The sequence below is a fragment of the Streptomyces sp. NPDC048496 genome (genome assembly GCF_043200055.1).
In the GTDB taxonomy this organism is placed as follows: Bacteria; Actinomycetota; Actinomycetes; order Streptomycetales; family Streptomycetaceae; genus Streptomyces.
Genome location: NZ_JBICXB010000011.1, coordinates 89884 through 113057, shown reverse-complemented (window position 1 = coordinate 113057; position 23174 = coordinate 89884). Strand labels below are relative to the sequence as shown.

At 68.9% G+C, this 23174-nt stretch carries 22 protein-coding genes and 1 tRNA gene; 12 read left to right on the top strand and 11 right to left on the bottom strand.

Annotation, left to right across the window (positions count from 1 at the left end; translation table 11 throughout):
- Window positions 1-87 precede the first annotated feature (87 nt).
- Entirely contained in the window at window positions 88-1086 is a 999-nt protein-coding gene (locus ACGFSA_RS14395) for an RNA polymerase sigma factor RpoD/SigA (protein ID WP_393303954.1), read from the bottom strand.
- A 148-nt stretch (window positions 1087-1234) separates the two neighbouring features.
- On the opposite strand from ACGFSA_RS14395, the gene ACGFSA_RS14390 reads away from it, so the two are divergent.
- A complete protein-coding gene (locus ACGFSA_RS14390) occupies window positions 1235-1774 on the top strand; it encodes a GNAT family N-acetyltransferase (protein WP_393303952.1) in 540 nt (179 codons plus the stop codon).
- A 49-nt stretch (window positions 1775-1823) separates the two neighbouring features.
- The gene (locus ACGFSA_RS14385) at window positions 1824-2903 is read left to right on the top strand and encodes a questin oxidase family protein (protein ID WP_393303949.1); all 1080 of its coding nucleotides are present in this window, start codon (window positions 1824-1826) and stop codon (window positions 2901-2903) included.
- Between the two features lie 4 nt (window positions 2904-2907).
- Here ACGFSA_RS14385 and ACGFSA_RS14380 read toward each other — a convergent pair whose 3' ends face one another.
- Window positions 2908-3690: a dioxygenase gene (locus ACGFSA_RS14380; RefSeq protein WP_393303947.1), complete on the bottom strand. Its 783-nt coding sequence runs from the start codon at window positions 3688-3690 to the stop codon at window positions 2908-2910.
- Window positions 3691-3818: 128 nt separating this feature from the next.
- Here ACGFSA_RS14380 and ACGFSA_RS14375 point away from each other — a divergent pair, with 128 nt between their 5' ends.
- Entirely contained in the window at window positions 3819-4331 is a 513-nt protein-coding gene (locus ACGFSA_RS14375) for a MarR family winged helix-turn-helix transcriptional regulator (RefSeq protein ID WP_393303945.1), read from the top strand.
- Between the two features lie 95 nt (window positions 4332-4426).
- Here ACGFSA_RS14375 and ACGFSA_RS14370 read toward each other — a convergent pair whose 3' ends face one another.
- Both ACGFSA_RS14370 and ACGFSA_RS14365 read right to left on the bottom strand, forming a co-directional pair.
- Entirely contained in the window at window positions 4427-5953 is a 1527-nt protein-coding gene (locus tag ACGFSA_RS14370) for an MFS transporter (protein WP_393303943.1), read from the bottom strand.
- Window positions 5954-6146: 193 nt separating this feature from the next.
- Window positions 6147-6809 carry a TetR/AcrR family transcriptional regulator gene (locus tag ACGFSA_RS14365; protein ID WP_393303941.1) on the bottom strand — a complete coding sequence of 221 codons (663 nt, stop codon included), beginning with the start codon at window positions 6807-6809 and terminating at the stop codon, window positions 6147-6149.
- 298 nt (window positions 6810-7107) lie between these two features.
- Between ACGFSA_RS14365 and ACGFSA_RS14360 the strand changes: the two genes are divergently transcribed.
- Window positions 7108-8385 carry a M6 family metalloprotease domain-containing protein gene (locus ACGFSA_RS14360; protein WP_393303939.1) on the top strand — a complete coding sequence of 426 codons (1278 nt, stop codon included), beginning with the start codon at window positions 7108-7110 and terminating at the stop codon, window positions 8383-8385.
- Here ACGFSA_RS14360 and ACGFSA_RS14355 read toward each other — a convergent pair whose 3' ends face one another.
- Window positions 8386-10170 carry a class I adenylate-forming enzyme family protein gene (locus ACGFSA_RS14355; protein ID WP_393303937.1) on the bottom strand — a complete coding sequence of 595 codons (1785 nt, stop codon included), beginning with the start codon at window positions 10168-10170 and terminating at the stop codon, window positions 8386-8388.
- A 288-nt stretch (window positions 10171-10458) separates the two neighbouring features.
- On the opposite strand from ACGFSA_RS14355, the gene ACGFSA_RS14350 reads away from it, so the two are divergent.
- The gene (locus tag ACGFSA_RS14350; RefSeq protein ID WP_393303935.1) at window positions 10459-11064 is read left to right on the top strand and encodes a hypothetical protein; all 606 of its coding nucleotides are present in this window, start codon (window positions 10459-10461) and stop codon (window positions 11062-11064) included.
- A 177-nt stretch (window positions 11065-11241) separates the two neighbouring features.
- Window positions 11242-11314, top strand: a tRNA-Arg gene (locus tag ACGFSA_RS14345).
- A gap of 119 nt (window positions 11315-11433) precedes the next feature.
- Here the strand turns inward: ACGFSA_RS14345 and ACGFSA_RS14340 are convergent.
- The 4 genes from ACGFSA_RS14340 to ACGFSA_RS14325 form a co-directional block, all read right to left on the bottom strand.
- On the bottom strand, window positions 11434-11901 hold the full coding sequence (locus ACGFSA_RS14340; protein ID WP_393303933.1) for a type II toxin-antitoxin system VapC family toxin: 468 nt from the start codon (window positions 11899-11901) through the stop codon (window positions 11434-11436).
- Window positions 11891-12160, bottom strand: coding sequence for a type II toxin-antitoxin system prevent-host-death family antitoxin (locus ACGFSA_RS14335; RefSeq protein WP_365823162.1), 270 nt, complete (start codon window positions 12158-12160; stop codon window positions 11891-11893). The genes ACGFSA_RS14340 and ACGFSA_RS14335 overlap by 11 nt, the downstream gene beginning before the upstream one ends.
- A gap of 371 nt (window positions 12161-12531) precedes the next feature.
- Window positions 12532-13002 carry a tyrosine-type recombinase/integrase gene (locus ACGFSA_RS14330; protein ID WP_393303930.1) on the bottom strand — a complete coding sequence of 157 codons (471 nt, stop codon included), beginning with the start codon at window positions 13000-13002 and terminating at the stop codon, window positions 12532-12534.
- 324 nt (window positions 13003-13326) lie between these two features.
- Window positions 13327-14382 carry a magnesium and cobalt transport protein CorA gene (locus tag ACGFSA_RS14325; protein WP_393303928.1) on the bottom strand — a complete coding sequence of 352 codons (1056 nt, stop codon included), beginning with the start codon at window positions 14380-14382 and terminating at the stop codon, window positions 13327-13329.
- A gap of 649 nt (window positions 14383-15031) precedes the next feature.
- Here ACGFSA_RS14325 and ACGFSA_RS14320 point away from each other — a divergent pair.
- On the top strand, window positions 15032-16849 hold the full coding sequence (locus ACGFSA_RS14320; protein ID WP_393303926.1) for a glycoside hydrolase family 15 protein: 1818 nt from the start codon (window positions 15032-15034) through the stop codon (window positions 16847-16849).
- Window positions 16850-16858: 9 nt separating this feature from the next.
- Here the strand turns inward: ACGFSA_RS14320 and ACGFSA_RS14315 are convergent, their stop codons facing one another.
- On the bottom strand, window positions 16859-17692 hold the full coding sequence (locus ACGFSA_RS14315) for an SDR family oxidoreductase (protein ID WP_393304036.1): 834 nt from the start codon (window positions 17690-17692) through the stop codon (window positions 16859-16861).
- A 510-nt stretch (window positions 17693-18202) separates the two neighbouring features.
- Between ACGFSA_RS14315 and ACGFSA_RS14310 the strand changes: the two genes are divergently transcribed.
- Genes ACGFSA_RS14310 through ACGFSA_RS14300 form a run of 3 tightly spaced genes read left to right on the top strand, consistent with a single transcriptional unit; the run spans window position 18203 to window position 21052 of the window.
- A complete protein-coding gene (locus tag ACGFSA_RS14310; protein ID WP_376346409.1) occupies window positions 18203-18430 on the top strand; it encodes a ferredoxin in 228 nt (75 codons plus the stop codon).
- Window positions 18427-19818: an NAD(P)/FAD-dependent oxidoreductase gene (locus ACGFSA_RS14305; protein WP_393303924.1), complete on the top strand. Its 1392-nt coding sequence runs from the start codon at window positions 18427-18429 to the stop codon at window positions 19816-19818. Before ACGFSA_RS14310 ends, ACGFSA_RS14305 begins: the two co-directional genes overlap by 4 nt.
- A 13-nt stretch (window positions 19819-19831) precedes the next feature.
- Window positions 19832-21052 carry a cytochrome P450 gene (locus tag ACGFSA_RS14300; RefSeq protein WP_393303922.1) on the top strand — a complete coding sequence of 407 codons (1221 nt, stop codon included), beginning with the start codon at window positions 19832-19834 and terminating at the stop codon, window positions 21050-21052.
- A gap of 10 nt (window positions 21053-21062) precedes the next feature.
- Here ACGFSA_RS14300 and ACGFSA_RS14295 read toward each other — a convergent pair whose 3' ends face one another.
- Window positions 21063-21737: a GAP family protein gene (locus ACGFSA_RS14295; RefSeq protein ID WP_393303920.1), complete on the bottom strand. Its 675-nt coding sequence runs from the start codon at window positions 21735-21737 to the stop codon at window positions 21063-21065.
- 202 nt (window positions 21738-21939) lie between these two features.
- Here ACGFSA_RS14295 and ACGFSA_RS14290 point away from each other — a divergent pair, with 202 nt between their 5' ends.
- Together ACGFSA_RS14290 and ACGFSA_RS14285 are read left to right on the top strand one after the other, a co-directional pair.
- Window positions 21940-22548, top strand: a complete 609-nt coding sequence (locus tag ACGFSA_RS14290; RefSeq protein ID WP_393303918.1) for a tyrosine-type recombinase/integrase — start codon at window positions 21940-21942, stop codon at window positions 22546-22548.
- Complete coding sequence (locus tag ACGFSA_RS14285; RefSeq protein WP_393303916.1) at window positions 22545-23111, top strand: Uma2 family endonuclease; 567 nt, start codon at window positions 22545-22547, stop codon at window positions 23109-23111. The genes ACGFSA_RS14290 and ACGFSA_RS14285 overlap by 4 nt, the downstream gene beginning before the upstream one ends.
- Window positions 23112-23174 lie beyond the last annotated feature (63 nt).

Below are 23174 nucleotides of genomic sequence, written 5' to 3'. Positions count from 1 at the left end.
GCCCCGGCGCCAGGGGGGGTGGGCGCCGGGACTCAGCTCAGGGGGTCCGTACGAAGCGACCCATATCGGAGGCTACTGGACGCGGGGTCACGCCGCAGCGTCAAAACCCGTGTCGTGGGCCATTCGTTTCAGTTCGAGCAGCGCGTGCTTCTCGATCTGACGGATCCGCTCCCGGGTCAGCCCATGCTGCTTGCCCACCTCGGTGAGGGTCCGCTCACGGCCGTCCTCGATGCCGTACCGCATTCGGATGATCGACGCGGTGCGGTGGTCGAGCTTGCCGATCAGGTCCTCCAGCTCCTCGCTGCGCAGCAGCGTCATGACGGACTGCTCGGGCGACACCGCGGAGGTGTCCTCCAGCAGATCGCCGAACTGGGTCTCGCCCTCGTCGTCCACGGACATGTTGAGACTGACCGGGTCGCGGGCCCAGTCGAGGACGTCACCGACGCGCGTGGGCGTGGAGTCCAGCTCTGCGGCTATCTCCTCGTGCTCCGGGTCACGCCCGTGCTCACGGTTGAACTCGCGCTGCACACGGCGGATCCGGCCGAGCTCCTCCACCAGGTGGACGGGGAGTCGGATCGTACGGGACTGGTCGGCTATGGAGCGGGTGATGGCCTGACGGATCCACCACGTCGCATACGTGGAGAACTTGAAGCCCTTGGCGTAGTCGAACTTCTCGACCGCACGCACCAGGCCTGCGTTTCCCTCCTGAATCAGGTCCAGCAGCGGAAGACCTGCCCGCGGGTAGCGGCGGGCTACAGCAACCACCAGTCGGAGGTTGGAACGGATGAAGATGTCCTTGGCGCGCTCGCCCTCGGCGACCAGCGCCTCCAGCTCCTCACGCGTCGCTCCACCGGCTTCGCTCTCCACCGCACCGTCGAGGATCTGCCGCGCATACACGCCCGCCTCGACGGTCTGCGACAGTTCGACTTCCTTGGCGGCATCGAGCAGCGGCGTGCGCGCGATCTCGTCCAGGTACATGCCGACCAGGTCGCGATCGGCGATCTCTCCGCCCACGGCGCGAACACTGCTTGCCCGGCTGGTCCCGCCACTGGCGGACGAACGACGGGCGACGGCACGGGTTGCCATGCGTGCTCCCTTGCTGAGTAGGTCGCGACACCCTTTCGGGTGCCCTGCATCCGATGGAAACAACGACTGGAATCCGGACAGAATTCCCATGGCTGGCATTCATTTTCGCGATCATGCAGTACCCTGTCCGGCTGCGAGGGGAGTGCACATGTCGGAGCTCCGTGCAGAAGTGCAGGTCAGGCCCGGCATCGAGGGCGATCTGGTGGCCCTCACGGACATCTACAACCATTACGTACGTGAGACCGCTCTCACATTCGATACCGCCCCCCTCACACCCGAACAGCGGCTGCCGTGGCTGCGCTCCCACCCTGAAGACGGCCCGCACCGCCTTCTGGTTGCTCAGGATGTCCGCATTGTCGGCCCCGCATCAATCCTGGGTTACGCCACCAGCAGCGCCTTCCGCCCCAAGTCGGCATACGCCACGTCGGTCGAGGTGAGCGTGTACTGCGCGCCGTGGGCCACCGCGCGCGGGATCGGCACACTCCTCTACACGTCACTCTTCGAGGCGCTCGCCGACGAGGACCTGAACCGCGCGTACGCGGGCATCACCCAGCCCAACGACGCCTCGGTCGCACTGCACAAACGTTTCGGTTTCCACCATGTCGGTACGTACGCCGAGGTGGGCCGGAAGTTCGACACGTACTGGGACGTGGCCTGGTACGAGAAGCGACTGGGGCCGGAGACCTAGGTCCGCAGCCCGTTACCGGCGGTGGGCCCCGCGCCTAGCGTGTTCCGGCATGACCGACACGTCAGGCAGGACAGACCCCTTAAGCGCACCGGACACGGCACCGGTCGACCCCACCGGCACCCTCGACGAGGCGCTGGACCGGCTCCACGCCGCGGGTCCCGAGCGCAACGGCTGGCTGAGCAACCACGGCCCGATGGCCGTCGAGGCGCTCGTACGGCACGGCCAGGCACCGGCCGTCCACCGTTGGCTCGACTACTACAGCCACAAGCTGGAGGACATGCCGGCCCCCGCGACCCGGATCACCGCGGAGAACTGGCACGAAGCCCTGGGCGACCCGCGGAGGATCGCCGACTGGACGATGTACTTCGCGCAGGAGACGGCCGGGCGCCCCTGGCAGGACGTCCTCACCGAATGGTGGCCGCGGCTACTGCCGGGCATCGCCGCGGGCGCCACCCACCCCGTGATCCGGGTCGGCCACGCCGTGCGCACCCTCCTCGGCGGTGAAGCGAACGCGCCCCGGGTCGCCGAGCTCGCGCACGGCCTCGGCTACTGGGCCGCCCGCCACCAGCCGCTGCCCGCGCTGAGCCCACCGGCCTCGCTCGCGCCCGCGCCGAGTGCCGCGGCCGCGCTGGACGCCGTACCGCCGGTGGCCGACCAGAGCGGCGGCATCCGCGACCGGCTGGCGCGGCTCACCACGTTCCCGCTGTGGCCGGAGCAGTTCGCGGACGATCCGGACGAGGCGCGCGCCCGGCTGGCGGAACTGGTCAGGGCCGCGACCCACCGCTACGCCACCCACGGCCACGGCGAACCGGTCATGCTGGTGCACGCCGCGACCGCACCCAACGCCGTGCTGCGTACGCTGCCCGCCCTCCCCCGTGAACTGTGGCCGCAGAGCCTGGTCGCCGCCTGGGCCGCGAGCGCCGCGGTCACCGCCGCGTACAGCCCGGCCGACCCCGTCCCGTGCACCGCAGCGCCGTCGGCATCCTCCGCGGGCGAGATCTTCGCGCGGGCCGCGGCGCACGGCGACGACCACACCATCAAGTTCACCGACACCGCACTGGACGTCGGTGACACGACGGCCCTGGCCGCCGCGCTCCGCTCGATCGAACTGAACCCTCCGGCCCTCTGACCACTCAGCCGAATTGCACCGAGCGCTTCGCGAGCCCCATCCAGAACCCGTCGATGACGCTGCGTCCTTGATCCAGCTCGCCCTCCGAGGCACCCAGCGTCACGAAGAGCGGCGCGAAGTGCTCGGTGCGGGGGTGGGCCAGCCGCCCGGCCGGGGACTTGCGCTCGAAGTCCAGCAGCGCGTCGATGTCCTGCGCCTGCAGCGCCCGGTGCCCCCAGTCGTCGAACTCCACCGACCAGCCGGGGTTGCCGCCGCCCGCGTGCCGCAGGGCTGCCAGGTTGTGGGTGAAGAAGCCGCTGCCGACGATCAGGACGCCCTCGTCGCGCAGCGGCGCGAGCTTGCGGCCGATGTCCATCAGCTTCTGCGGGTCCAGCGTCGGCATGGAGATCTGGAGTACGGGGATGTCCGCGCCCGGGAACATCTCCACCAGCGGGACGTACGCCCCGTGGTCGAGCCCGCGGTCCGGGATGTCCTGGACCGGCGTACCGGCGCCGCGCAGCAGCTTGCGTACGCTCTCCGCCAGCTGCGGGGCACCCGGGGCCGCGTACCGCACGCGATAGTAGTGCTCCGGAAAGCCCCAGAAGTCGTAGACGAGCGGGACGGCCTCGGTCGCACCGAGAGCAAGCGGAGCCTCCTCCCAGTGGGCGGAGACCATGAGGATCGCGGTGGGACGCGGCAGCTCGGCGGACCAGGCGGCCAGCTGGCCGGGCCAGACCGGATCGTCGGCCAGCGGCGGCGCACCGTGGGAGAGATAGAGGGCGGGCATGCGCTCCGCGGTGACAGTCATGACACTCCCCATCCACTACTGCTCAAGGCAAGTCTTCTGCGGCGATGGGATCAGCTTATTGAAGCTTCAAGTTCCCATCCCAGGAGACCTTAGCTCTATCTAGTTCAACTTTCAAGAAAAGGCGTACAGTGGGGTACATGACCACGGCATCCACCGGCGGGACCCGCTGGCTCTCCGACGAGGAACAGAGCGTTTGGCGCGCCTACCTCCACGCAACCACGCTGCTGGAGGACCACCTCGACCGCCAGCTGCAACGCGACGCCGGTATGCCGCACATCTATTACGGACTGCTCGTCCAGCTCTCCCAGGCGCCCCACCGCCGGATGCGGATGACCGAGCTGGCCAAGGACGTCAAGATCACCCGCTCCCGCCTCTCGCACGCCGTCGCCCGGCTGGAGCGGAACGGCTGGGTGCGCCGCGAGGACTGCCCGTCCGACAAGCGCGGGCAGAACGCGGTCCTCACCGACGAGGGGTACGAGATGCTCCGCCGGTCCGCGCCAGGTCATGTCCGCGCCGTACGCCAGGCGATGTTCGACCGGCTCACACCGGAGCAGGTGCGCTCGTTCGGCGAGATCATGCAGGTCATCGCCACCGGCCTGGAGCCGGAGGGTACGGGCGCCGACCTGCCCTGGCTTCGCTGAGCCGCCCTCGCGCACCGATACGGGTCTGCCCCGGTTCCGCCGAGCGGAACCGGGGCAGACCCGTGTTCACATCACTTCACCTCGCGCGTCCCGCGTCAGTGCGCGACGACCGGCACCTTGAACTCGTCCTCGACGCCGTCGGCGTCACCGGAGCCCGAGCCGGCCGGGGCGGTCGGCGGACGCCCGGCGGTGATGAACGTCACCGCGATCGCGGAGGCCACCACCAGGATGCCGACCGCCCACCAGATGGCACCGGTGAAGCCGTGCACCATCGACTGCAGCTTCAGCAGCTGCGGGTCGGTTGCGCCGAGCGCGGCGTGCGAGGTGCCGTATGCCGTCGCGGCCGAGGCGGCGATGGTGTTCAGCAGCGCGGTGCCGATCGCGCCGCCGACCTGCTGCGAGGTGTTGACCATCGCGGACGCGACGCCCGAGTCCCGCGGCTCGACCCCGTGGGTGGCCAGCGACATGGCCGGCATGAACGCCGTACCCATGCCCAGGCCCAGCAGGAGCTGCGCCGGGAGGATGAGCGCCGCGTAGGAGGAGTCGACCTCCAGCTGCGTCAGCAGCAGCATGCCCACGGCGGCGGTCAGGAAGCCCGGACCCATCAGCTTGCGGGCCGGGACCCGCGTCATCAGCCGTGCGCCGATCTGCGTCGAACCGGTGATCATGCCCGCGATCATCGGGAGGAAGGCGAAGCCCGTCCTGATCGGCGAGTAGCCCCTCACGACCTGCAGGTAGTACGTCAGGAAGAGGAACAGCCCGAACATCCCGATGACCGCCAGCCCCAGCGAGAGGTAGACGCCGGCGCGGTTACGGTCCATCACCACGCGCAGTGGCAGCAGCGGCGACGCGACCTTGGCCTCGGTCAGGACGAACGACAGGAGCAGCACACCGGAGGCGACGAACATGCCGACGGTCAGCGGGTCCGACCAGCCGGAGGACTCGGCACGGGTGAATCCGTACACCAGCGAGACCAGACCCAGCGCGGAGAGGACCACGCCCGGGATGTCGAGCGGGGAGCGGTTACGGCTGCCGGCCGGCTCACGGATCACGAAGTACGCGCCTGCGGCGGCGATGACGGCGAACGGGATGTTGACGAAGAACGTCCAGCGCCAGTTCAGCGTCTGGGTGAGGAAACCGCCGAGGATCAGGCCGACGGCGCCACCGCCACCGGCGATCGCCCCGTAGATCCCGAACGCCTTGGCGCGCTCCTTGGCGTCGGTGAACGTCACGGCGAGCAGCGAGAGTGCGGCCGGGGCGAGCAGGGCGCCGAAGACACCCTGAAGCGCACGCGAGCCGAACAGCATGCCCTGGTTCTGCGCCGCGCCACCGAGCGCGGAGGCCAGCGCGAAGCCGATCAGACCGACGACAAAGGTGCGCTTACGGCCCCAGAGGTCGGCGATCCGGCCGCCGAAGAGCAGCAGTCCGCCGAAGGCGAGGGCGTAGGCCGTGATGACCCACTGCTTGTTGGCGTCGGTGATACCGAGGGCCGTCTGGGCGTGTGGCAGCGCGATGTTCACGATCGTGGCATCGAGCACGACCATCAGCTGCGCGAGCGCGATGAAGGCCAGCGCTTTCCAGCGACTGGGGTCGGGAAGTCGGATATCAGCTGTTTTTGACATGGGAGTAGCCACCTAAGGACGCGCGTGGACGCGAGGAGTCGTGAACCGTGATCCGTGACCGTGAAGACGTGCACCCGGTCAGCGGTGAAAGTGGGAGAGGTGAGGGTGGTGGACGTGGACGTGAGGTGAGTCGGGTGGTGAGGGCCTGGCGGACACGCGGCCCGGGGCCTGTCTCAGGAGCCGAGCACGGGCGTCATGAGCGATGCCGCAGATCCTCCAAGGTCGCCGCCGTCCCGGGCAGTTCGGACCGGGCCGGAGCCTCCAGGCCGTCCAGGAACAGCTGGAGATGACGGTGGGTGAAGCGGTCGATGCCCTGGCAGGCGACGCCGGGCAGCGGCCGGGTGAGCTGGGAGAGGCCGACCATGACGTCACCGACGGCGATGTCGGTGCGCAGGCGCCCCGCGGACATGGCGCGCGCCACGAGCCCTTCGACGGCCTCTTCGAGGCGGCGACGCTCGGCGAGCAGTTCGGGATGGTCCCTGTCGAAGCTGCCGGACAGCATCGGGCAGAGCGCACCTATGCGTTCGTCGGCCGCCGCGTGCACGAAGCGGCAGAGCGCGGCGAAGGGGTCGGCCTCCTCGGCCACCGCCTCTTCCGCGCGGTCGGTGGTCCGGGAGGTGACCGAGAGGACGACCTCATGGATCAGCGCTGCCCGGTCGGGGAAGTTCCGGTAGAGCGTGGCGTTGCCGACGCCTGCACGGCGGGCCACCTCGTCGAGCGGCACATCCTGCCCGAACTCGACGAACATCTCGCGCGCGGCCGCGACGATCCGCTCCCGGTTGCGCAGCGCGTCGGCCCGCGGGCGGGGCGTACGGCGCGGCACGGTTCCGGCGGCGGTGCGGTCAGCGGTTTTCACGAGACGGTCCTTCTCTTCCTCTTCCGGGTCTTCCTGGTCGTGCAGCTCCTGCGGTGGCCCCTGCGCGCACAATTTCGCGCAACCGGGGACCACGTCCCCGTTCAGCGGGGGACACCAGGCTTAAACGGGGAATCCGTCCCCGGTTATTTCCCGCCCCACTGTGACCTGCGTCACATCAGATAGGCGGGAAATTACACCGATCGGCGCACCCAACGCGCGGCGCCGTACCGCCCGCCCGAGGGTGATCAGAGAGCGCAGTCAGGGTCGGCCGACTGCCGCGGACCCCGAAGGCGCCTCTATGCAGCAGCCCCGCCGCCGGATACGCAACCAGCGCCACCCGGTCGCACTGGCGGGGGCAAGCGCCCTGGTCATAGGGGCACTGGCCTCCGCCAGCAGCACGCTCTTGCCGCCCGGCCACGCCGGCGCGGGGCCGGTGGCCAGCACCGAGACGGCAGGGGTCGGACCGTGCCGGATATCCGCGACGATGGGCGTGCAGATGTCGGAGGGTATGCCGACACCGGCGGGGTACGTCCATTCCACGGGCCAGGTCCACGCACTGAACCTGATGATCGACTTCCCGGACGCGCCGGGTACGGAGCCGGCGATGAAACGGCTCGCCGAATTCTTCCCGCAGACCACCAACTGGTTCCGTACCAGTTCGTACGGCCGGCTCATCTACCGGCCCGACGCCCCCGTGAAGAGCTGGCTTCGGATGCCTCTGCCGTTCTCGGCGTACGGGATAGGGCGCGGATCACCGTACGAGCCGGGCTACCGGCACCTGGTCCAGGACATCGTGGCCGTCGCCGACCCGAAGGTGGACTTCGGCGCGTACGACCTGGTCAACATCCTGGTCACACCGAACGCCGGGCCCCCGGCCCTGGACACCGTCCTGTCCGTGACCTTCTCCGGCAACGACGACGCACCGCTCGCGGACGGTGTCCCGCTCTCCAACACGTCCTTCATCTACAGCCGCCAGGACGACGACTCGGGCTCGTACCGACAGACCGGCTACCGCGTCCTGCCGCACGAGAACGGCCATGTCTTCGGCCTGCCCGACCTCTACACCATGGAGGGCGGCGGTTCGGTCGGGCACTGGGACATCATGTCCGAGGACTGGGGGGCCAACAACGACTTCCTGGGCTGGCACAAGTGGAAACTCGGCTGGCTCGACAAGAACCAGGTCAGCTGCGCGTCCAAGCCAGGCACCACCGACCACGTCCTCACGCCCCTTGCCACCCGGGGCGGCCGGAAGCTGGCCTTCGTGCCGCTGAACGGGGAGTCCGGCTACGCGGTGGAGGTACGGACCCAGGCGGGCAACGACCAGGCGATCTGCCGACCCGGCGTACTGATCTACAAGGTCAGCTCCGACGTCGACACGGGGCAGGGTCCGGTCTCCGTCGTGGACAGCACCAAGGACAGCGGCGGCTGCACGCGGCTGCCCAATGTGCATGCCGAGCTCTCCGACGCCCCGTTCCAGCCCGGCCAGAGCTTCACCGACCGGACCAACGGCATACACATATCCGTCGTCGACAAGGACTCCAGGGGGAACTACCGGGTCCGCGTCACCCGCCTCTGATCACGCCCCCTCCTCGCCGCGCCTGAGGGCGCGGACCTCCTCGTCGACCACACTGCGCAGCTCACGCTTGAGGATCTTCCCGGTCGGGTTCCGGGGAAGTTGCTCGTCCCGCACAAGGACATGGGCCGGGACCTTGAAGGCGGCCAGGCTCCGCCCGACGTGTGCCCGCAGCTCGTCGGCCGTGACGGTGGCACCGGGCCGCAGCCGGACGACCGCCGCGACCTCCTCGCCCAGGACCGGATGCGGCACCCCCAGCACCGCCGCGTCCTCGACGTCCGGGTGGTCATGGAGCGCGGCCTCGACCTCCACGCAGTACACGTTCTCGCCACCGCGGATCACCATGTCCTTGATCCGGTCGACGATGGTGACCCGCCCGTCGCGCACCAGCGCGAGATCGCCGGTCCGGAACCAGCCGTCCGTGAACGCCTCGGCCGTCGCCGCCTCATCGCGCCAGTAGCCACGGACCAGCGACTGGCCGCGCAGCCACAGCTCGCCGATCTCACCCTCGGGCAGCGCCTCGCCCGCCGGACCGGTGATCCGCACCTCGGTGACGGGTGACGGCCGGCCGACACTGCCCGGGTGGAGCCGGTAGTCGGCGCCGAAGTTGGCCAGGACGCCGCCGCTGGTCTCGGTCAGGCCGTAGCCGTTGCGCGGCTCGATCCGCTCGCCGTAGCGGGCGGTGAGCCGTGCGACCAGGTCGGGCGGGGCGGCGGCGCCACCGGTGTTCAGCATCTGGAGGCTCTCCAGCCGGTCGTCCGCACGCTCGGCGGCGGCGAGCAGCTGAAGGGCGGCGGCCGGGACGCCGGCGTAGTGCGTGACGCCGTGCTCCCGGATCAGCCGGAGCGCCTCCTCTGCGTCCCACTTCCGCATGACCACGAGCGAGCCGCCCGCCGCCATCGCGGCGTAGAAACCGGTGAACGCGGCGACATGGAAGAACGGGAAGGTCATCAGCGTGACAGGAGCGGGCCCCTGCCCCGGGACGACCCCGCGGCCCAGCGCGGAAGCGGCCGCGTAGAACCGCGGGTTGAGTGCGGCCCCCACCTGGGCGAGCTGGGTGGCGACAGCACCCTTGGGCCGCCCCGTGGTGCCCGAGGTGTACATGATCGTCGCGTCGTCCTCGGGCCGGATCTCGACCTCGGGCGGTGCGGCGAACGGGTCGGGCACGGGCAGGTCCTCGTACCGCTCGACCCCCTCCGGCACCGCGCCGTCCCGGTGGTGGAAGACGACGACGCGCGCCCCGGCCTTCTCCGCCCAGGCGGCAACCCGCGGCAGCCGCTCACCGTCCACCAGCAGCACCCGCGGCTCGCAGTCGTCGAGCGCGTATGCGAACTCGCCCTCCGTCCACCAGGCGTTGAGCGGTACGGCGACCAGACCGGCCAGCTGCGCGGCCCAGAAGGCGATCTGCCACTCGGGGTGATTGCGCATCGCGACAACGGCCCGGTCGCCGGGGCGGAGCCCGTACTCCTCGGTCATCCGGCACGCCAGTGCGGATGCGGCGGCGAAGAACTCCCCGTACGAGTAGCTGCGCTCGGCGCCGATCAGGAACGGCTGGTCCCCGAACGCCCAGGTGGTCTCGACGAACTCGCGGAGGGTCCTGGGCCCGCTCGCATAGACGAGCGAGCCCGCCTGCACGCCGTCCTGAGCCCGCACGACAGCGAACGGCGCGCCGGGCCCGGTGAGCGCGGCGTCGATTCGGGCGGCGGACGCCGCGGCAGCGGCGGGCGAGTCGGCGGAGGACGGGGAAGCTGTGGAAGCGGCGGCGGGGGTCGGATCGGGGTGCGGCACGAACGACCCTTCCAAGCGCCTGCTCAGGACTCCGCGACGCTATGCCCGCCCCCACCCCCCGTCAAGACACCGCCCCGCCCCGCGCTCCCCCTCCACCTGCCCCGCTGCACGCCGCCCTCTACACGGTGCGATGGTGAGCAGCAAGTTCGTTGTGTTCTCGACTCGCCACCGCGGGTACTTCCGGCGGGTCTTCCTGCGCTACAGCCACGTCCCCCACGACCAAGAGGGCGGGGAAGCCGCAGTCGCCTCGAACTCGCCTGCGCCATCCTCGACGCCGCCGAAGGCTGCATGGGCGTCCGCTACGACGGGGCCTTCCGCGGCATGCACCGCGACGTCATCGCCCGACGCGGCAAACTCCTCATCAACAAACAGCACAAGGGTGCCGGACCCCGCTACCTGCGCACCCTCGACTACGGCCGCTGCCACCACGAATTCCGGTCCCAGGGCGGCCTCGCCCACGAACGCGTCTTCCTCGACACCGGCACCACCGCTCTCCTGCCGCTACCCGTCCGCAAGTTAGAGCGCCGCGCCAGCCCCCACACCCACCGCTGGTACCACCTGATCGCCATCCCCTGCCCCCGCGGCCCCCACGAACACCGTGAGCCTGTCGGCATCACCACCACCCCTGGTGAACGCGACGACGGACAGAGCGATACCGAAACCGGCTTCCACCGCGCCGAACACCTCCTCCAGATCCCCGAGGCCACCGCCGCCCACCAGCACCTCTACGGCGGCCGCGAAGACACCGAAGCCGGCTTCTCCCAGCTCGACCGCTCCCTCTGGAACCGCCGCATGATCGCCTTCGGTGCCGACGCCCAGAGCCTGGTCATCCTCTGCTTCCTCCTCGCCCAGAACGCAACCAGCGCAGCCCGCTACCAAGAAGACCCCATCTAGGCAGATGCCGACACCGAGACCGCAGAAGACCGCACCCGGTCCGTCAAGAACTGAGCAGCAGAGCCCCACCACGATCCGCTACCCTGTCCCTGGGCTGCCCTCGCGGCAGTCCAGGATCTTGCTCGGGACCAGCCGGACACTCACGCAGAGTATTCAGCCACGTTTCACGCAAGGCCCGCCTTCGTAGCTCAGGGGATAGAGCACCGCTCTCCTAAAGCGGGTGTCGCAGGTTCGAATCCTGCCGGGGGCACTGCGGCCAGGGCCGGTTCAGGGGGCTTGGTCCCCGAACCGGCCCTTCTGCGTGATCGCGTCCGTGCCACGCTGGCACCACGAAGTCCGTTGTGCTGCCACCGACCCGGTGCCCTGGCATCAGCCTTCGTGGGGCACCTTTGGACGGGTGACCGGTACGACGGTGAGGAGGTCGTCCAGCCCTTTGAAGTCGTCGGGGTTGGTGGTGAAGAGGGGAAGGTCCTCAGCCACAGCGATGGCGGCAATCATCAGGTCGGCCACCCGGCGGCGCGGCTTACGGCCCGCACTGATCACCGCGGCACAGATGCGACCGTAGACGCGGGCCGCCTCGGCATCGAAGGGGATGGGGTCGAACTCGTTCTCGGCGCGTTGCAGAACGTCGAGCCTGCGGGCGCGTTCGGCGTGTTCGTCGTAGCCGCTCTGTTCGTCGTTGCGACGGACCTCGTGCGGACCGGCGGACAACTCGGCCAGAGTGACGGCGGTGATCGCCATTTCGTCCGGCAGTTCCTCGGGAGCCACCCACCGGCGCAGAATCATGATGTTGGTGTCGAGGAGTCCCTGCTCGTACGTCGGGCGGTCAGCGGGCATAGGGATCGTCCAGGTAGGTGTCGGCGGTGGCGTCCTGGTCGGCACGGAACGTGTCGAGGTCGATGCCGGGGGCAGTCCTGGACATCGCGGCGAACTCCTGACGGGAGACGAACCGACGACGTCGCCGCAGAGGAACAAGCTGACCGATCGGGTGTCCGTCACGGGTGACGGTGAACGACTGGCCGCCCTGTATGGCATCCATGATCTCTCGGGACCGGTTACGCAGATCCCGCTGGGTGATTTCGGGCTGAACGCTCATACCACTCACGGTAGCACCCGGTGCTACCGGGTAGCACTCACACCTAAGGGCTGCGTTGACAAGCCTCCGACCGTGAACCCAGCGAGTGACCAGGGCGGGTCGGCAGCCGTCATGGGCAGCCTGGAGCACTCCGGCAAGCGTGAACCTCATCGGCGCACCCCAGACCGTGACACGAGTGGCAGAGCTCCTCCCACCTGCGGCGCAGAGCCGACGGGTGGCCGTCTCGCAGGCAGCCCCCGCCGGAACGGATCCAGCACACATGAGGCCGGGAAACCCCGTGAACACGTGAGAACTACGGAGGGGTGTTTCCGCAGGCCAGGTACCGGTCAGGCGACGATTCCACAGGTCACAGCCCCGCCCATGGAAAACTCCTAAAGCGGGGGTCGCAGGTTCGAATCCTGCCGGGGGCACAAGGCCAAGGGCCAGTTCAGAGGCTTGATCTTCTCGAACTGGCCCTTTTCCATGATCACGGCCGTGCCACACCCGTGCCACAGAGTCCGCTGAGAGTCCACATCGCCCCCCTCCTTGCGGATCATCGAGCCGAGCCGATCGGCGATGTCGCGGTCACGCCCGTTGACCATGTGCTGATAGATCAGCGCCGCGCGAGGCGTGCTGTGGCCCATCCTGGTCATCAACTCACGCAGGCTCGCCCCAGACGCGGCGAGGGTGTTCCCCGCGTGCCGAAGATCATGGAAGTGCACGTCGGCCGTGATCCCTGCCTTCTTCCTGGCCTTGATCCAGTCGTCTCGGAAGTTGCTGCGCCGGAGCCGACCGCCCCGAGGGCCGAGGAAGACGTGACCGTCACGACCGGACCCTGCTAAAGCTTCGAGGTGCCGCTTCACGTCCGGCAGGAGTTCGGTCGGGAATGCCACCGGTCGGACACCGGCACCGACTTCGGAGCCTTGTCAAAGAGAGCTCCCGTCTGCATTTGCGCCTGTGAGCGCTGAACCATGAGAACGGAATTCTCGGTGTCGACGTCCCGCCGGCGGAGCGAGGGACACCGGCTCCGGGGTCTTCGCCCTGGCAGTCGCAGCCGTCGCCTTCGGTTTCGGCCCGCTGCGCGCCGCCCCTGCCCGCTGCTCCACCCTCTACGCCCTGATGGCCGGGCTGGCAGTCCTTCTGGTGGACATCTGTCTGTACTGAACCGCCATTAGCCGGTGCCGTCCTCACTTCGTGGAAGCCGTCGGGGTGCGCGGTACGGCGTTGCTCGCCTCAGGCATCAGCGGTGCCGGGTGACCACGCCGTCGGCGTAGCCAGACGTACAGCACCAGGGTCGGCAGCAGCAGTCCGACGACCGTGAGGTCGAGGAACGCTGTGAAGCTGTCGATGTGCTTGACCAGCCAGGCGAAGTTCTGCCCGAAGAAGCCGACCACGAAGGACAACGGAAGGAACACGGTCGCTACGATCGTGAGCCGCTCCATCGCGGCGCTCTGCTGGAGGCTGATCTTGTTCTGCTCGACGGAGACCACCGCGATGTTCGCCTCCAGGACGGTGGCCAGCAGGTCGCGCTGGGCGGCGACCTCCTCGTTGACCAGCAGCAGATGATCGTGAACGTTGTGGAAGTACGGCAGGAGCTCGGCCGGGTACTTGCCGGGCTGCAGCTGCCGGGAGAGCACGGCGAGCAGCGGGTGCACGGCGCGGTAGAAGTCGGTGGCCTCACGACGCAGGAAGTAGATCCGTTCGGTCGGTGCGACCACCCCGGAGAACACCGTGGCCTCGATCTGCTCGATGTCGTGGTCGAGTTCCGCGACGACCGGCGCGTAGCTGTCGACGACCTGGTCGAGGATGGCCCACAGGATTGAGGCGGTACCGGCCCGCAGCAGCTCGGAGCGGCGTTCGAGCCGGGCGCGGGCGCGGTGCAGCTCGCTGGCGATGCCCTGGCGAACGGTGATCACGAAGTGTTCCGCGAGGAAGACGCTGATCTCGCCGGTGTCGATCTCCTCGCGCTCGTCGTCGTAGCGGGCGGTGCGCAGGATGATCAGCTCGGTGCCGTCCTCATACCGCTCTGCCTTCGGCCGGAGGTGGGAGGTCCGGGCATCCTCGACGGCGAGTTCGTGCAGTCCGAAGCACTCGCGCACGTTGTCCATTTCCTCCTGGCCGGGCTCGAAGAGGCCCAGCCAGACGAAGCCGCCCTGCCTGCAGCGGGCGGCGGCCTGCTCCAGTGGCATCGGACCCTCCTGCTGCCGGCGCCCGTCGCGGTAGTGCGCGCAGTCGACGATCATGGCGTTCCTCCTCGCGTCCGGCCGACGTGCACCACCGCTCGCCCACCGACGGCGCCCGTCGCGGCTGCCCTACATCCATGGTTGCCTCCGACCGGTCACGGCGCGCAGGACAGTGTGGGCTGGGCGCCCGTCTCGACCAGCACTTCACCACACGGGCATTCGCTGATTCGGAGTACCCCGGGGGGTCTAACCGCGCGCTTGCGCCTCCGGCCCACATACGCTGAGCTGGCCGTCTCCTGGACAGCCGGCCCGTTTCGCAGCACGAGGGGAGCACAGGATGGCCGCCTCCGCTCCTGCGGGCTCCGAGGCCGGCGGCACGGCGCGGCGGCGCCTGCGCGCGTGGATGCTGGAGGGCTCGGCCGATATCGCCAAGCATCACCCGCAAACCCGCCCTGACCAGCTAGTCAGCACCTCCCGCACAGCGGGGGAAGCTCAGTGCTGAGCTTGCGGCGCGGCTCGATGTAGTGCTCCAGCCAGTCACCGGGCGCAAGGCCCTGGAGCAGCGGCTGAAGTGCTCGGGGACGGCATCAGCACTCTCATCTCCCGGCGGCGGCCGTCGCCCCCCTTCGCCCCTCGTGCCGCATCCCGTGGCAGCCTCGTCACACAGGGCGGACAGTGGAACCAGGGGCATCAGGGAGGCGAGCTGATCATGGACCGTTACCCGCCCATTGCCGACCACGGCCTCGTCGGCGACCTGCAGACCGCTGCTCTGGTGTCGTCCCAGGGGGTCGTCGACTGGTTCGCGGCTCCCCGGTTCGACTCGCCCAGTGTCTTCGCCGCCCTGCTCGACCACGACCGCGGCGGCTACTTCCTGTTCGCTCCGGAAAGCCGGAACACCACCTGCAAGCAGCTCTACTACCCCGACACCGCAGTCCTGGTGACGCGGTTCATGTCGCCCGACGGGGTCGGCGAGGTTTTCGACTGCATGCCACCGGATCGCACTGGCACCCCCACTGACAGACATGTACTGATACGCGGCGTGCGGGCGGTGCGCGGAACGGTGCACTTCACTTTGGAGTGCCGTCCGCGCTTCGACTACGGCCGGGCCACCCACGATCTCGACATGCAGGACGGTACCGCCACGTTCCGGGCACCGAACGTCACCGCCTATCTGCAAAGCACCTTCCCCCTGCAGCAGGACGGCACGGACGTGCGGGGTGCGGTGACCTTGAGGGCGGGTGAGGTGGCTGCGGCGGTGTTCACCGTCTGCGGTCCCGATGGTGCCCCACCGCCGCCGGTCACTCCGGACCGGGCGATGGAACGGTTCTGGGACACGGTGGACTTCTGGCAGCGCTGGGTGCGCTCCTCGCAGTACCGCGGCCGGTGGCCGGGTGTGGTGCACCGCTCGGCCATCACGCTCAAGCTGCTCACCTATGCGCCCACAGGTGCGCCCGTCGCCGCCGCGACCATGGGTCTGCCCGAGCAGATCGGGGGTGAACGCAACTGGGACTACCGCTACACCTGGGTCCGCGACGGCTCCCTGTCCGTGCGTGCCCTGCTCGACCTGGGGTTCGCCGAGGAGGCGGCCCAGTTCACACACTGGATGGGCGATCGCCTCCAGGCCCGGGAGGGCATCGATGGCGAGCCGCTGCAGATCATGTACCGCGTCGACGGAGACCCCGAGGTGCCGGAAGAGGTTCTCGCGCACTTCGAGGGCTATCGGGGTTCGTACCCGGTGCGGCTGGGGAACGCGGCGGCCGATCAGCTGCAGCTGGACATTTACGGGGAGGCGCTCTACGCCTTGTCGGAGGGGCGTGAGGTCACCATGGGAGGCAGCTACCACGGCTGGAAGAACCTCGCGCGGACGCTGGACTGGCTCGCCGACTCCTGGGACCGCCCCGACGAAGGCATCTGGGAGACCCGTGGCGGGCGCCAGGACTACACCTTCAGCCGGGTGATGACGTGGGTGGCCTTCGACCGGGGGCTGCGCCTGGCGAGAGAGCACAGCCGTCCGGCCGACGCTCCTCGGTGGACCGCGGCTCGCGACGCCATCCTCGAACAGGTGATGGAGCGGGGCTGGAACGAGAAGGAGCAGGCCCTCGTCCAGCACTACGGAAGCGATGTCCTCGACGCTTCGCTGCTGCTCATTCCACGCGTCGGGTTCCTGGCGCCCAGGACGGTGAGCTGGCTGTCGACCTTGGACGCGATGGAACGCACGCTGGTGTCGGACAGCCTCGTCTACCGCTATGACCCTGCGGCCTCCCCGGACGGTCTGCGGGGCTCCGAAGGCACCTTCAGCCTCTGCACCTTCCTCTACGTGGACGCTCTCGCTCGCGCCGGGCGGATTCGTCCGGCGCGCTACGCCTTCGAGAAGATGCAGACCTACGCCAACCACGTCGGCCTGTTCGCTGAGGAGATCGGCCCCAGTGGCGAGCAGTTGGGCAACTTCCCGCAGGCTTTCACGCATCTGTCCCTGATCATGGCCGCCACCACCCTGGACGACGCCCTCGACCAGCAGCGCGACTGAGAACCACCCTCAGCCGCCGGTGGCGAAACCAGGGAAGAGGGTCATGCCGCCGTCCACGTAGAGAGTCGTACCCACCACGTAGTCCATGAGGTCCGAGGCAAGCCCGACGACCGCGCGGGCGATGTCCTCCGGATCGCCGACGCGCCCGTAAGGAATCAGCTCCAATAGGTCCTTCTCGGCATCGGAAGTGTCCCAGGCGCTGCGATTGATGGGCGTCCTGATGGCTCCCGGAGCGATTGCGTTGACCCTGACCTTATGGGGCGCGAGCTCCTGGGCGAGCGTCTCCATCATCATCTGCACGCCGCCCTTGGAGGCCGCGTAGTTGACGTGACCGGCCCAAGGGATGAGTTGGTGCACCGAGCTCATGCAGATGATCTTCCCGGCTGCGCGCGACACCTCGGGGACGACCCCCCTTCTCAAGAACTCCTTCGTCGCCTCCCGCGCGCAGAGGAACTGGCCGGTGAGGTTGACGTCCAGCACCTTCTGCCACTGGGCCGTCGTCATCTCGGTGAACGGAGCGTCGCGCTGCAGCCCGGCGTTGGCCACGAGGATGTCGACGGTCCCGAACTCCTGAACCATCCGATCGATCATCGCGACGACCTGGTCCTCCTGGGACACATCGGCCTCGTACGCCATCGCGCGCACCCCGAACCCGGAGATCTCCTCGACCACCTGCTCGGCCTCCTCGCGCCCGGCGACGTAGTTCACGACCACGTCGGCTCCGGCACGCCCCAGGCCGATGGCCGTCGCCTTACCGATGCCCGAGTTCGCGCCGGTGACGAGTGCCTTCTGGCCTTTCAGCAGATGCGCGGGAACGACGCCCTGAGGGGCTTCCTGAGTCATGCTCACGCCGGTTCTCCTCCTCGAGTGGCTGCCCTGACGACCTCATGCGGGTCTGGTCGGCTCCTGCCGACACCGAATCATCCGGGAGCCCAGGCCACATGCCGGGCGCGGTCAGAATGCGCCGATCGGTCGAACGCGACCGGGCCTCGGGGGACATGGGACTCCCGCGCCAATCGGCAGAGCAGCCTTTCCCGGAGTGCGGGCAATGTACGCGCGGGATACGCTGTTTGGCAGGAAGGTCAGGATCTCTGGGCGGTTTTACCCGCCGGTCGCCTTGTACGCGATAACCAATTCCTTCTGCGGCGACCCGACGAGCGCGGTGCATCTCCTATGCGTCCGCGGAGCTGGGCAACGGCTACATCCTTTCTCTCGCGCCGTCTCGCGCCGTCTCGCGCCTTGCGCTCCTTGCGCTCCTTGCGCTCCTTGCGCTCCTTGCGCTCCTTGCGCTCCTTGCGCACCGAGTGGCGCCGGCTTCCGGGCCCGCAGCTTGTAGTCCCTATGGAGGCCGGGATGAGAATTGTCGTTGATCTTTCCCGATGTGAAGGGTATGCGCAGTGCGCGTTCCTGGCTCCGGAGGCGTTCCGGATGCACGGGGAGGAAGCGCTGATGTACGACCCGAACCCCGACGACGCCCGGCGCGACCAGGTACTGCGCGCCGCGGCGGCCTGCCCGGTCCAAGCAATTCTGGTCGACCAGCTTGAGGGACGGGACGCACCGGCGGAGGCGTCGCCGTCATGACCAGCGCCGACAATCTGCAAGCGTTCAAGCGCGATGGCCACATCGTGGTTGTCGGGGCGTCGCTGGCGGGACTGCGGGCCGCGGAGGCGCTGCGCGGCGAGGGTTTCACCGGGTCGCTGACCATGATTGGCGACGAGCTGGGCGAGCCCTACGACCGGCCTCCCCTGTCCAAACAGGTACTGACCGGGTGGGTGCCGGCCGAAGGCACCAAGCTGCCGCGACGTCGTGACATCGATGCGGAGTGGCTGCTGGGCGTGCCCGCCAGCGGGCTGGACCTGGCGACCAACCACGTGCGTCTCGCCGACGGGTGCGAGGTTCCCTTCGACCGGGTGTTGATCTCCACCGGGGTACGGGCCCGGCCATGGTTCGTCGAGAGCGAGGCGGCTCTGGACGGGGTCTTTGTCGTGCGGACGCGTGAGCACGCCGAGGGCCTGCAGCGAGCCCTCGCCGCCGGGCCCTCCCGCGTCCTGGTCATCGGTGCGGGATTCACCGGCTCCGAGATCGCCTCCATCTGCCGCGAACGGGACATCCCGGTGACCGTTGCCGAACTCGCGCCGGCCCCGCTGGTCGGGGCCCTCGGCGCCATGATCGGCGAGGTCGCGGCGGACATGCAGCGCGCACACGGTGTCGACCTGCGCTGCGGTGTCAAGGTGACCCAGCTGGAGGGCGACGCGCAGGGGCGGCTTCGCCGTGCTCACTTCGACGACGGCACCACGATCGACGCCGACGTGGCGGTGGTGGCACTCGGTGGCATCCGCAACACCGAGTGGCTGCAAGGCTCAGGACTGGCGGCGGGTGTCTGGGGAATCGCCTGCGACACGGGCTGCCGCGCCCTCGACCTCAACGGCCTGGTCACCGACGATGTCTTCGTCGCCGGAGACGTGGCACGCTGCCCGAACCCGATCTACGAGTACCGGCTCATCTCGCTGGAGCACTGGGCCAACGCCGTGGAGCAGGCCGAGGTCGCGGCGCACAACATGGTCAGCGGCCAGGCGGACCGCTGGCCCCACCTGTCCATCCCGCTGTTCTGGTCGATCCAGTTCGGCGTCAACATCAAGTCCGTCGGCGTGCCGACCTTCGCCGACGAGGTGGTCGTCACCCAGGGGTCTGTGTCCGACCACCGCTTCGTCGCCGCGTACGGCTATCGGGGCCGTGTCACCGCGGCAGTGAGTTTCAACAACGCGAAGTGGCTGGACCACTACCGGAGGCTCATCGAGACGGCCGCACCCTTCCCGCCTCCCTGTCCCACGCCCGGCCAGCCCGCCGACATGAAACCGGTGCCCGTCGACTTCCCCGGCCCCGTCCTGCTCGCCCAGGGCGCCACTGTGGTCGTCACCGGCCACGACCCGAGTGAGCGGCGCGTCACGGCCGTGCACCAGCACCGATAGGAGGGAAAGCGAGATGACCACGACCGAGACGCCCGACATGCTGCGCCGGATCCTCGACTACTCCTCCCGGGCCGACCCGTATCCGCTGTACGCCGAGCTGCGCAAGACGCCGGTGGCCCGGCAGGAGGACGGCAGCTACGTCGTCAGCACCTATCGCGAGATCACGGACATGCTGCACAACCCGCACCTGAGCTCGGACACTCGCAATCTCTCGCATCCGACGGCCGGAGCCGAGGAGCAGACCACACCGGCGTTCATCAACCTCGACCCGCCCGAGCACGACCGCCTGCGGCGTATGGCGATGCACCATTTCGGCCCCCCGCACACCCCGGGGCTGGTGACCGGCATGGAACCCGTCCTGACCACCACCGTCAGCGGCCTGATCGACGACTTCGCGGGCAAGGAGCAGATCGACGTCGTCGACGACTTCGCCTACCCGTTCCCCGTCACCGTGATCTGCCACCTGCTCGGCGTGCCACGCGAGGACGAACCGAGGTTCCGCCTCTGGGTGGACGACATCATCAACGCGATCGACTACAACCCCAAGACCGACCCCAAGGAAAAGCTGGACAAGGGCGTGCAGGCCCGTGAAGACCTTCGCCAGTACCTCGGCGGGCTGCTGGAGCAACGCCACGGCCGGCCGGGCGACGACCTGTTGTCACGGCTGGCCAACGACGACGGGCCCGACGGGCGGATGACCGACGAGGAAATCGTCAGCACCGCCAATCTGCTGCTGATCGCCGGCCACGAGACCACCGTCAATCTCATCACCAACGGCATGCTGACGCTGCTGCGCCACCCGCAGGTGCTCCAGCGCCTGCGCGACGAACCGGACCTGGTCGTGCCGCTGGTCGAGGAACTGCTGCGCTACGAGCCGCCCGTGCACATCATTCCCTGGCGGGCGGCGTACAGCGACATCACTGTCGCCGACACCGTGATCCCCAAGGGCTCGCAGATCATGCTGATGCTGGCCTCGGGCAACCGCGATCCGGACCGCTTCCACGATCCCGACCGCTTCGACCCCGATCGGCCTGACAATCAGCACCTCGGCTTCGGCAGCGGCATTCACCTGTGCTTCGGCGGCCCGCTGGCCCGACGGGAAACCCACATCGCACTGACCGAGCTGGTACGCCGCCTCGACCGGCCCAGGCTGGTCGCCGACCCGCCACCGTACCGGCGCAGCCCCGTTCTGCGCGGGCCGATCCATCTGCACATCGAGCAGGGCGACGGTTAGCGCGACGATCTCACGTGGCGAGGATGCTGATGCCATCGCCCAGGAGCTTGAGGCCGAGCACGAAGAACAGGACGGCCATGACGGCGACGTTGTGCAGCGCGGCCCAGTCTCGCCAGTTGCCGAGGACGCTTCTGGCATCGGCCATGGCCAGGTAGACGGCGAGTGGTGCAAGCACTCCGAGGGAGGCGATGACCACGAAGATCGCGAGCGTTCCGATCTGCTGTGGCACGGGGAGCCCGGCAGAGCTGATCGAGGCGCCCGCAGCGATGGTCAGGGGCGCGTTTTTGAGATTGGCCGCCGAAAGCAACAGCCCTAGGCCGAGGATCTTGACGGGGGTGAAGCGGTCAATCGCTGCCATCCACTTCGGGAGCTGCGCCTGGGAGGCGTCTTTGGGGCGGCGCTGCCATTGACGGACGCCGAAGAGGGCAAGGAGTGCACCCAGGGCGAGTTTGAGGGCTCCGACCCAAGTGGCTGGGTGCTTGTGGGCGGAGGCTCCGCCTGTGCCACCGACGGCGAGCATGATCGCGCCGAGCGCTGCGAGCCCCAGCACCCAGCCGAGGGCGAACAGCAGTCCGTTGAGGCGCCCCTGCGGGGTGGCCAGGATGAGGATGATCGCCACGATCGGGAGGGGGCTGACTGCGACACCTGCGGCCAGGCCCAGCACATCACCGACAGCGTGTCCCACTACGGCCTCCGGGGAGAGAGACGGATGATCCGGAGCGGACTGCCCATGTCGGCTGACTGGAAGCCGGCATGCCCGGCCCTGGTACGGGCGCAGCCCTCTTCGCCATCGTGAGGGTCTTTGGGCCCGGCATCCATCGGCCGGTGGCAAACGGGTGATCTCTGACCACCGGCCTGAGGGCCTTGTGGAGTGATCCGCACGTCAGATGACTTCTTGCTGCCAGGTCCTGAAGCAGCACCGTACCCAGCAGGACGAGAACGGGAGGTATGGGGGAGTGCCTGGGCGGAGACCGGCAGGGTCTCCACCCGGGAGAACGGAGGGCTGCTCCACCCCCGCCAATGCCGGACGGCGCTTCGTCGATCTGGTACGAGGAGATCGGCCCCCGCCGATCCGTCTCCACAACCTCCGTCACGGCGCCGCAACCCCGGCTGGCGCAGCCGGCGCCGATCTCAAGGACATCCAGGAGATGCTCGGCCACTCCTCGATCACCATCACGTTCGGGCACGTACACGAGCCTGCTCCCCCGAAGCGGACAGCGCGCTCAACGCCAGAGCCGGCCATTGCTCGCGAGGAGGCCGAAGCCCTGCGGGCGCCCGGGCGAAGACGCCGTCGATTGTCGCCCGGGTGGCGGCGAACCCCGCCGCCGGGTCGCTGCTCCTGGAGAACGTGGAACCGGGACAGGGACGAGGGAGTCGCCGATGACCGTGGTCCTAGGCCGGAGATGATGTGTCCGGTGTCCGGGGCCCGCGGGGACAGTACGCTGATTCCGGCGGGATCGGGCCCGCCCGACGGATGTCCGGGAGGAGCGTCATGACTGCCGAGACGGTGGCCCCCGCGTGGATGCATGAGCAGATCACGGCGGAGCAGTACAACTCCTGGTCCGCGGAGCAGTGTGCGGGGATCGAGATCGTGGACGGGATGGTCGTTGTGAGTCCCAGTGCGTCCAAGCGGCCCAACCGCCTCGCCCGGATCCTGGCGAACGCGCTGGATGCCGCGGCCGGACCGGACTGGAACGCCGACACGGACTTCGACGTCCGCCTCCAGGACGTGCCGCTCACCAATCGCCGCCCGGACGTCGTGGTCTACCGCGCGGACACCATCGACGTCACACCCACCCGCCCCGAGCACGTGCTGCTGGTGGCCGAGGTCGTCTCGCCGGGGTCGGAGACCACTGACCGGATTGTGAAGGTGGACCAGTACGCCAAGGCCGGTATCGCCTTCTACTGGCGGATCGAGCAGGCCGCCACCGGCGTCCCGCTTATCTACACCTACGTCCTCGACCCGGCGACCAGGAGCTACCGGACCGGCGACATGTTCACCGGTGTCGTCAAAGTTTCCGCTCCTTTCACCGTGGAAATCGACCTCGGCCGGCTCTGACCTCGCACTCAAGCATCACCAGCGCGAGCTTCCGCGCGTGAGCGATGCGTGAGCGGACGGTCC

Excerpts from the sequence above, each read along its gene's own strand:
- ACGFSA_RS14370 (WP_393303943.1), bottom strand. The coding sequence starts at position 5,953 with ATGTCAAAAACAGCTGATATCCGACTTCCCGACCCCAGTCGCTGGAAA.
- ACGFSA_RS14350 (WP_393303935.1), top strand. The coding sequence starts at position 10,459 with ATGGGCGTCCGCTACGACGGGGCCTTCCGCGGCATGCACCGCGACGTC.
- ACGFSA_RS14335 (WP_365823162.1), bottom strand. The coding sequence starts at position 12,160 with ATGAGCGTTCAGCCCGAAATCACCCAGCGGGATCTGCGTAACCGGTCC.
- ACGFSA_RS14310 (WP_376346409.1), top strand. The coding sequence starts at position 18,203 with ATGAGAATTGTCGTTGATCTTTCCCGATGTGAAGGGTATGCGCAGTGC.
- ACGFSA_RS14300 (WP_393303922.1), top strand. The coding sequence starts at position 19,832 with ATGACCACGACCGAGACGCCCGACATGCTGCGCCGGATCCTCGACTAC.
- ACGFSA_RS14360 (WP_393303939.1), top strand. The coding sequence starts at position 7,108 with ATGCAGCAGCCCCGCCGCCGGATACGCAACCAGCGCCACCCGGTCGCA.
- ACGFSA_RS14290 (WP_393303918.1), top strand. The coding sequence starts at position 21,940 with ATGACTTCTTGCTGCCAGGTCCTGAAGCAGCACCGTACCCAGCAGGAC.
- ACGFSA_RS14385 (WP_393303949.1), top strand. The coding sequence starts at position 1,824 with ATGACCGACACGTCAGGCAGGACAGACCCCTTAAGCGCACCGGACACG.
- ACGFSA_RS14315 (WP_393304036.1), bottom strand. The coding sequence starts at position 17,692 with ATGACTCAGGAAGCCCCTCAGGGCGTCGTTCCCGCGCATCTGCTGAAA.
- ACGFSA_RS14285 (WP_393303916.1), top strand. The coding sequence starts at position 22,545 with ATGACTGCCGAGACGGTGGCCCCCGCGTGGATGCATGAGCAGATCACG.
- ACGFSA_RS14305 (WP_393303924.1), top strand. The coding sequence starts at position 18,427 with ATGACCAGCGCCGACAATCTGCAAGCGTTCAAGCGCGATGGCCACATC.
- ACGFSA_RS14395 (WP_393303954.1), bottom strand. The coding sequence starts at position 1,086 with ATGGCAACCCGTGCCGTCGCCCGTCGTTCGTCCGCCAGTGGCGGGACC.
- ACGFSA_RS14320 (WP_393303926.1), top strand. The coding sequence starts at position 15,032 with ATGGACCGTTACCCGCCCATTGCCGACCACGGCCTCGTCGGCGACCTG.
- ACGFSA_RS14380 (WP_393303947.1), bottom strand. The coding sequence starts at position 3,690 with ATGACTGTCACCGCGGAGCGCATGCCCGCCCTCTATCTCTCCCACGGT.
- ACGFSA_RS14325 (WP_393303928.1), bottom strand. The coding sequence starts at position 14,382 with ATGATCGTCGACTGCGCGCACTACCGCGACGGGCGCCGGCAGCAGGAG.
- ACGFSA_RS14340 (WP_393303933.1), bottom strand. The coding sequence starts at position 11,901 with ATGCCCGCTGACCGCCCGACGTACGAGCAGGGACTCCTCGACACCAAC.
- ACGFSA_RS14390 (WP_393303952.1), top strand. The coding sequence starts at position 1,235 with ATGTCGGAGCTCCGTGCAGAAGTGCAGGTCAGGCCCGGCATCGAGGGC.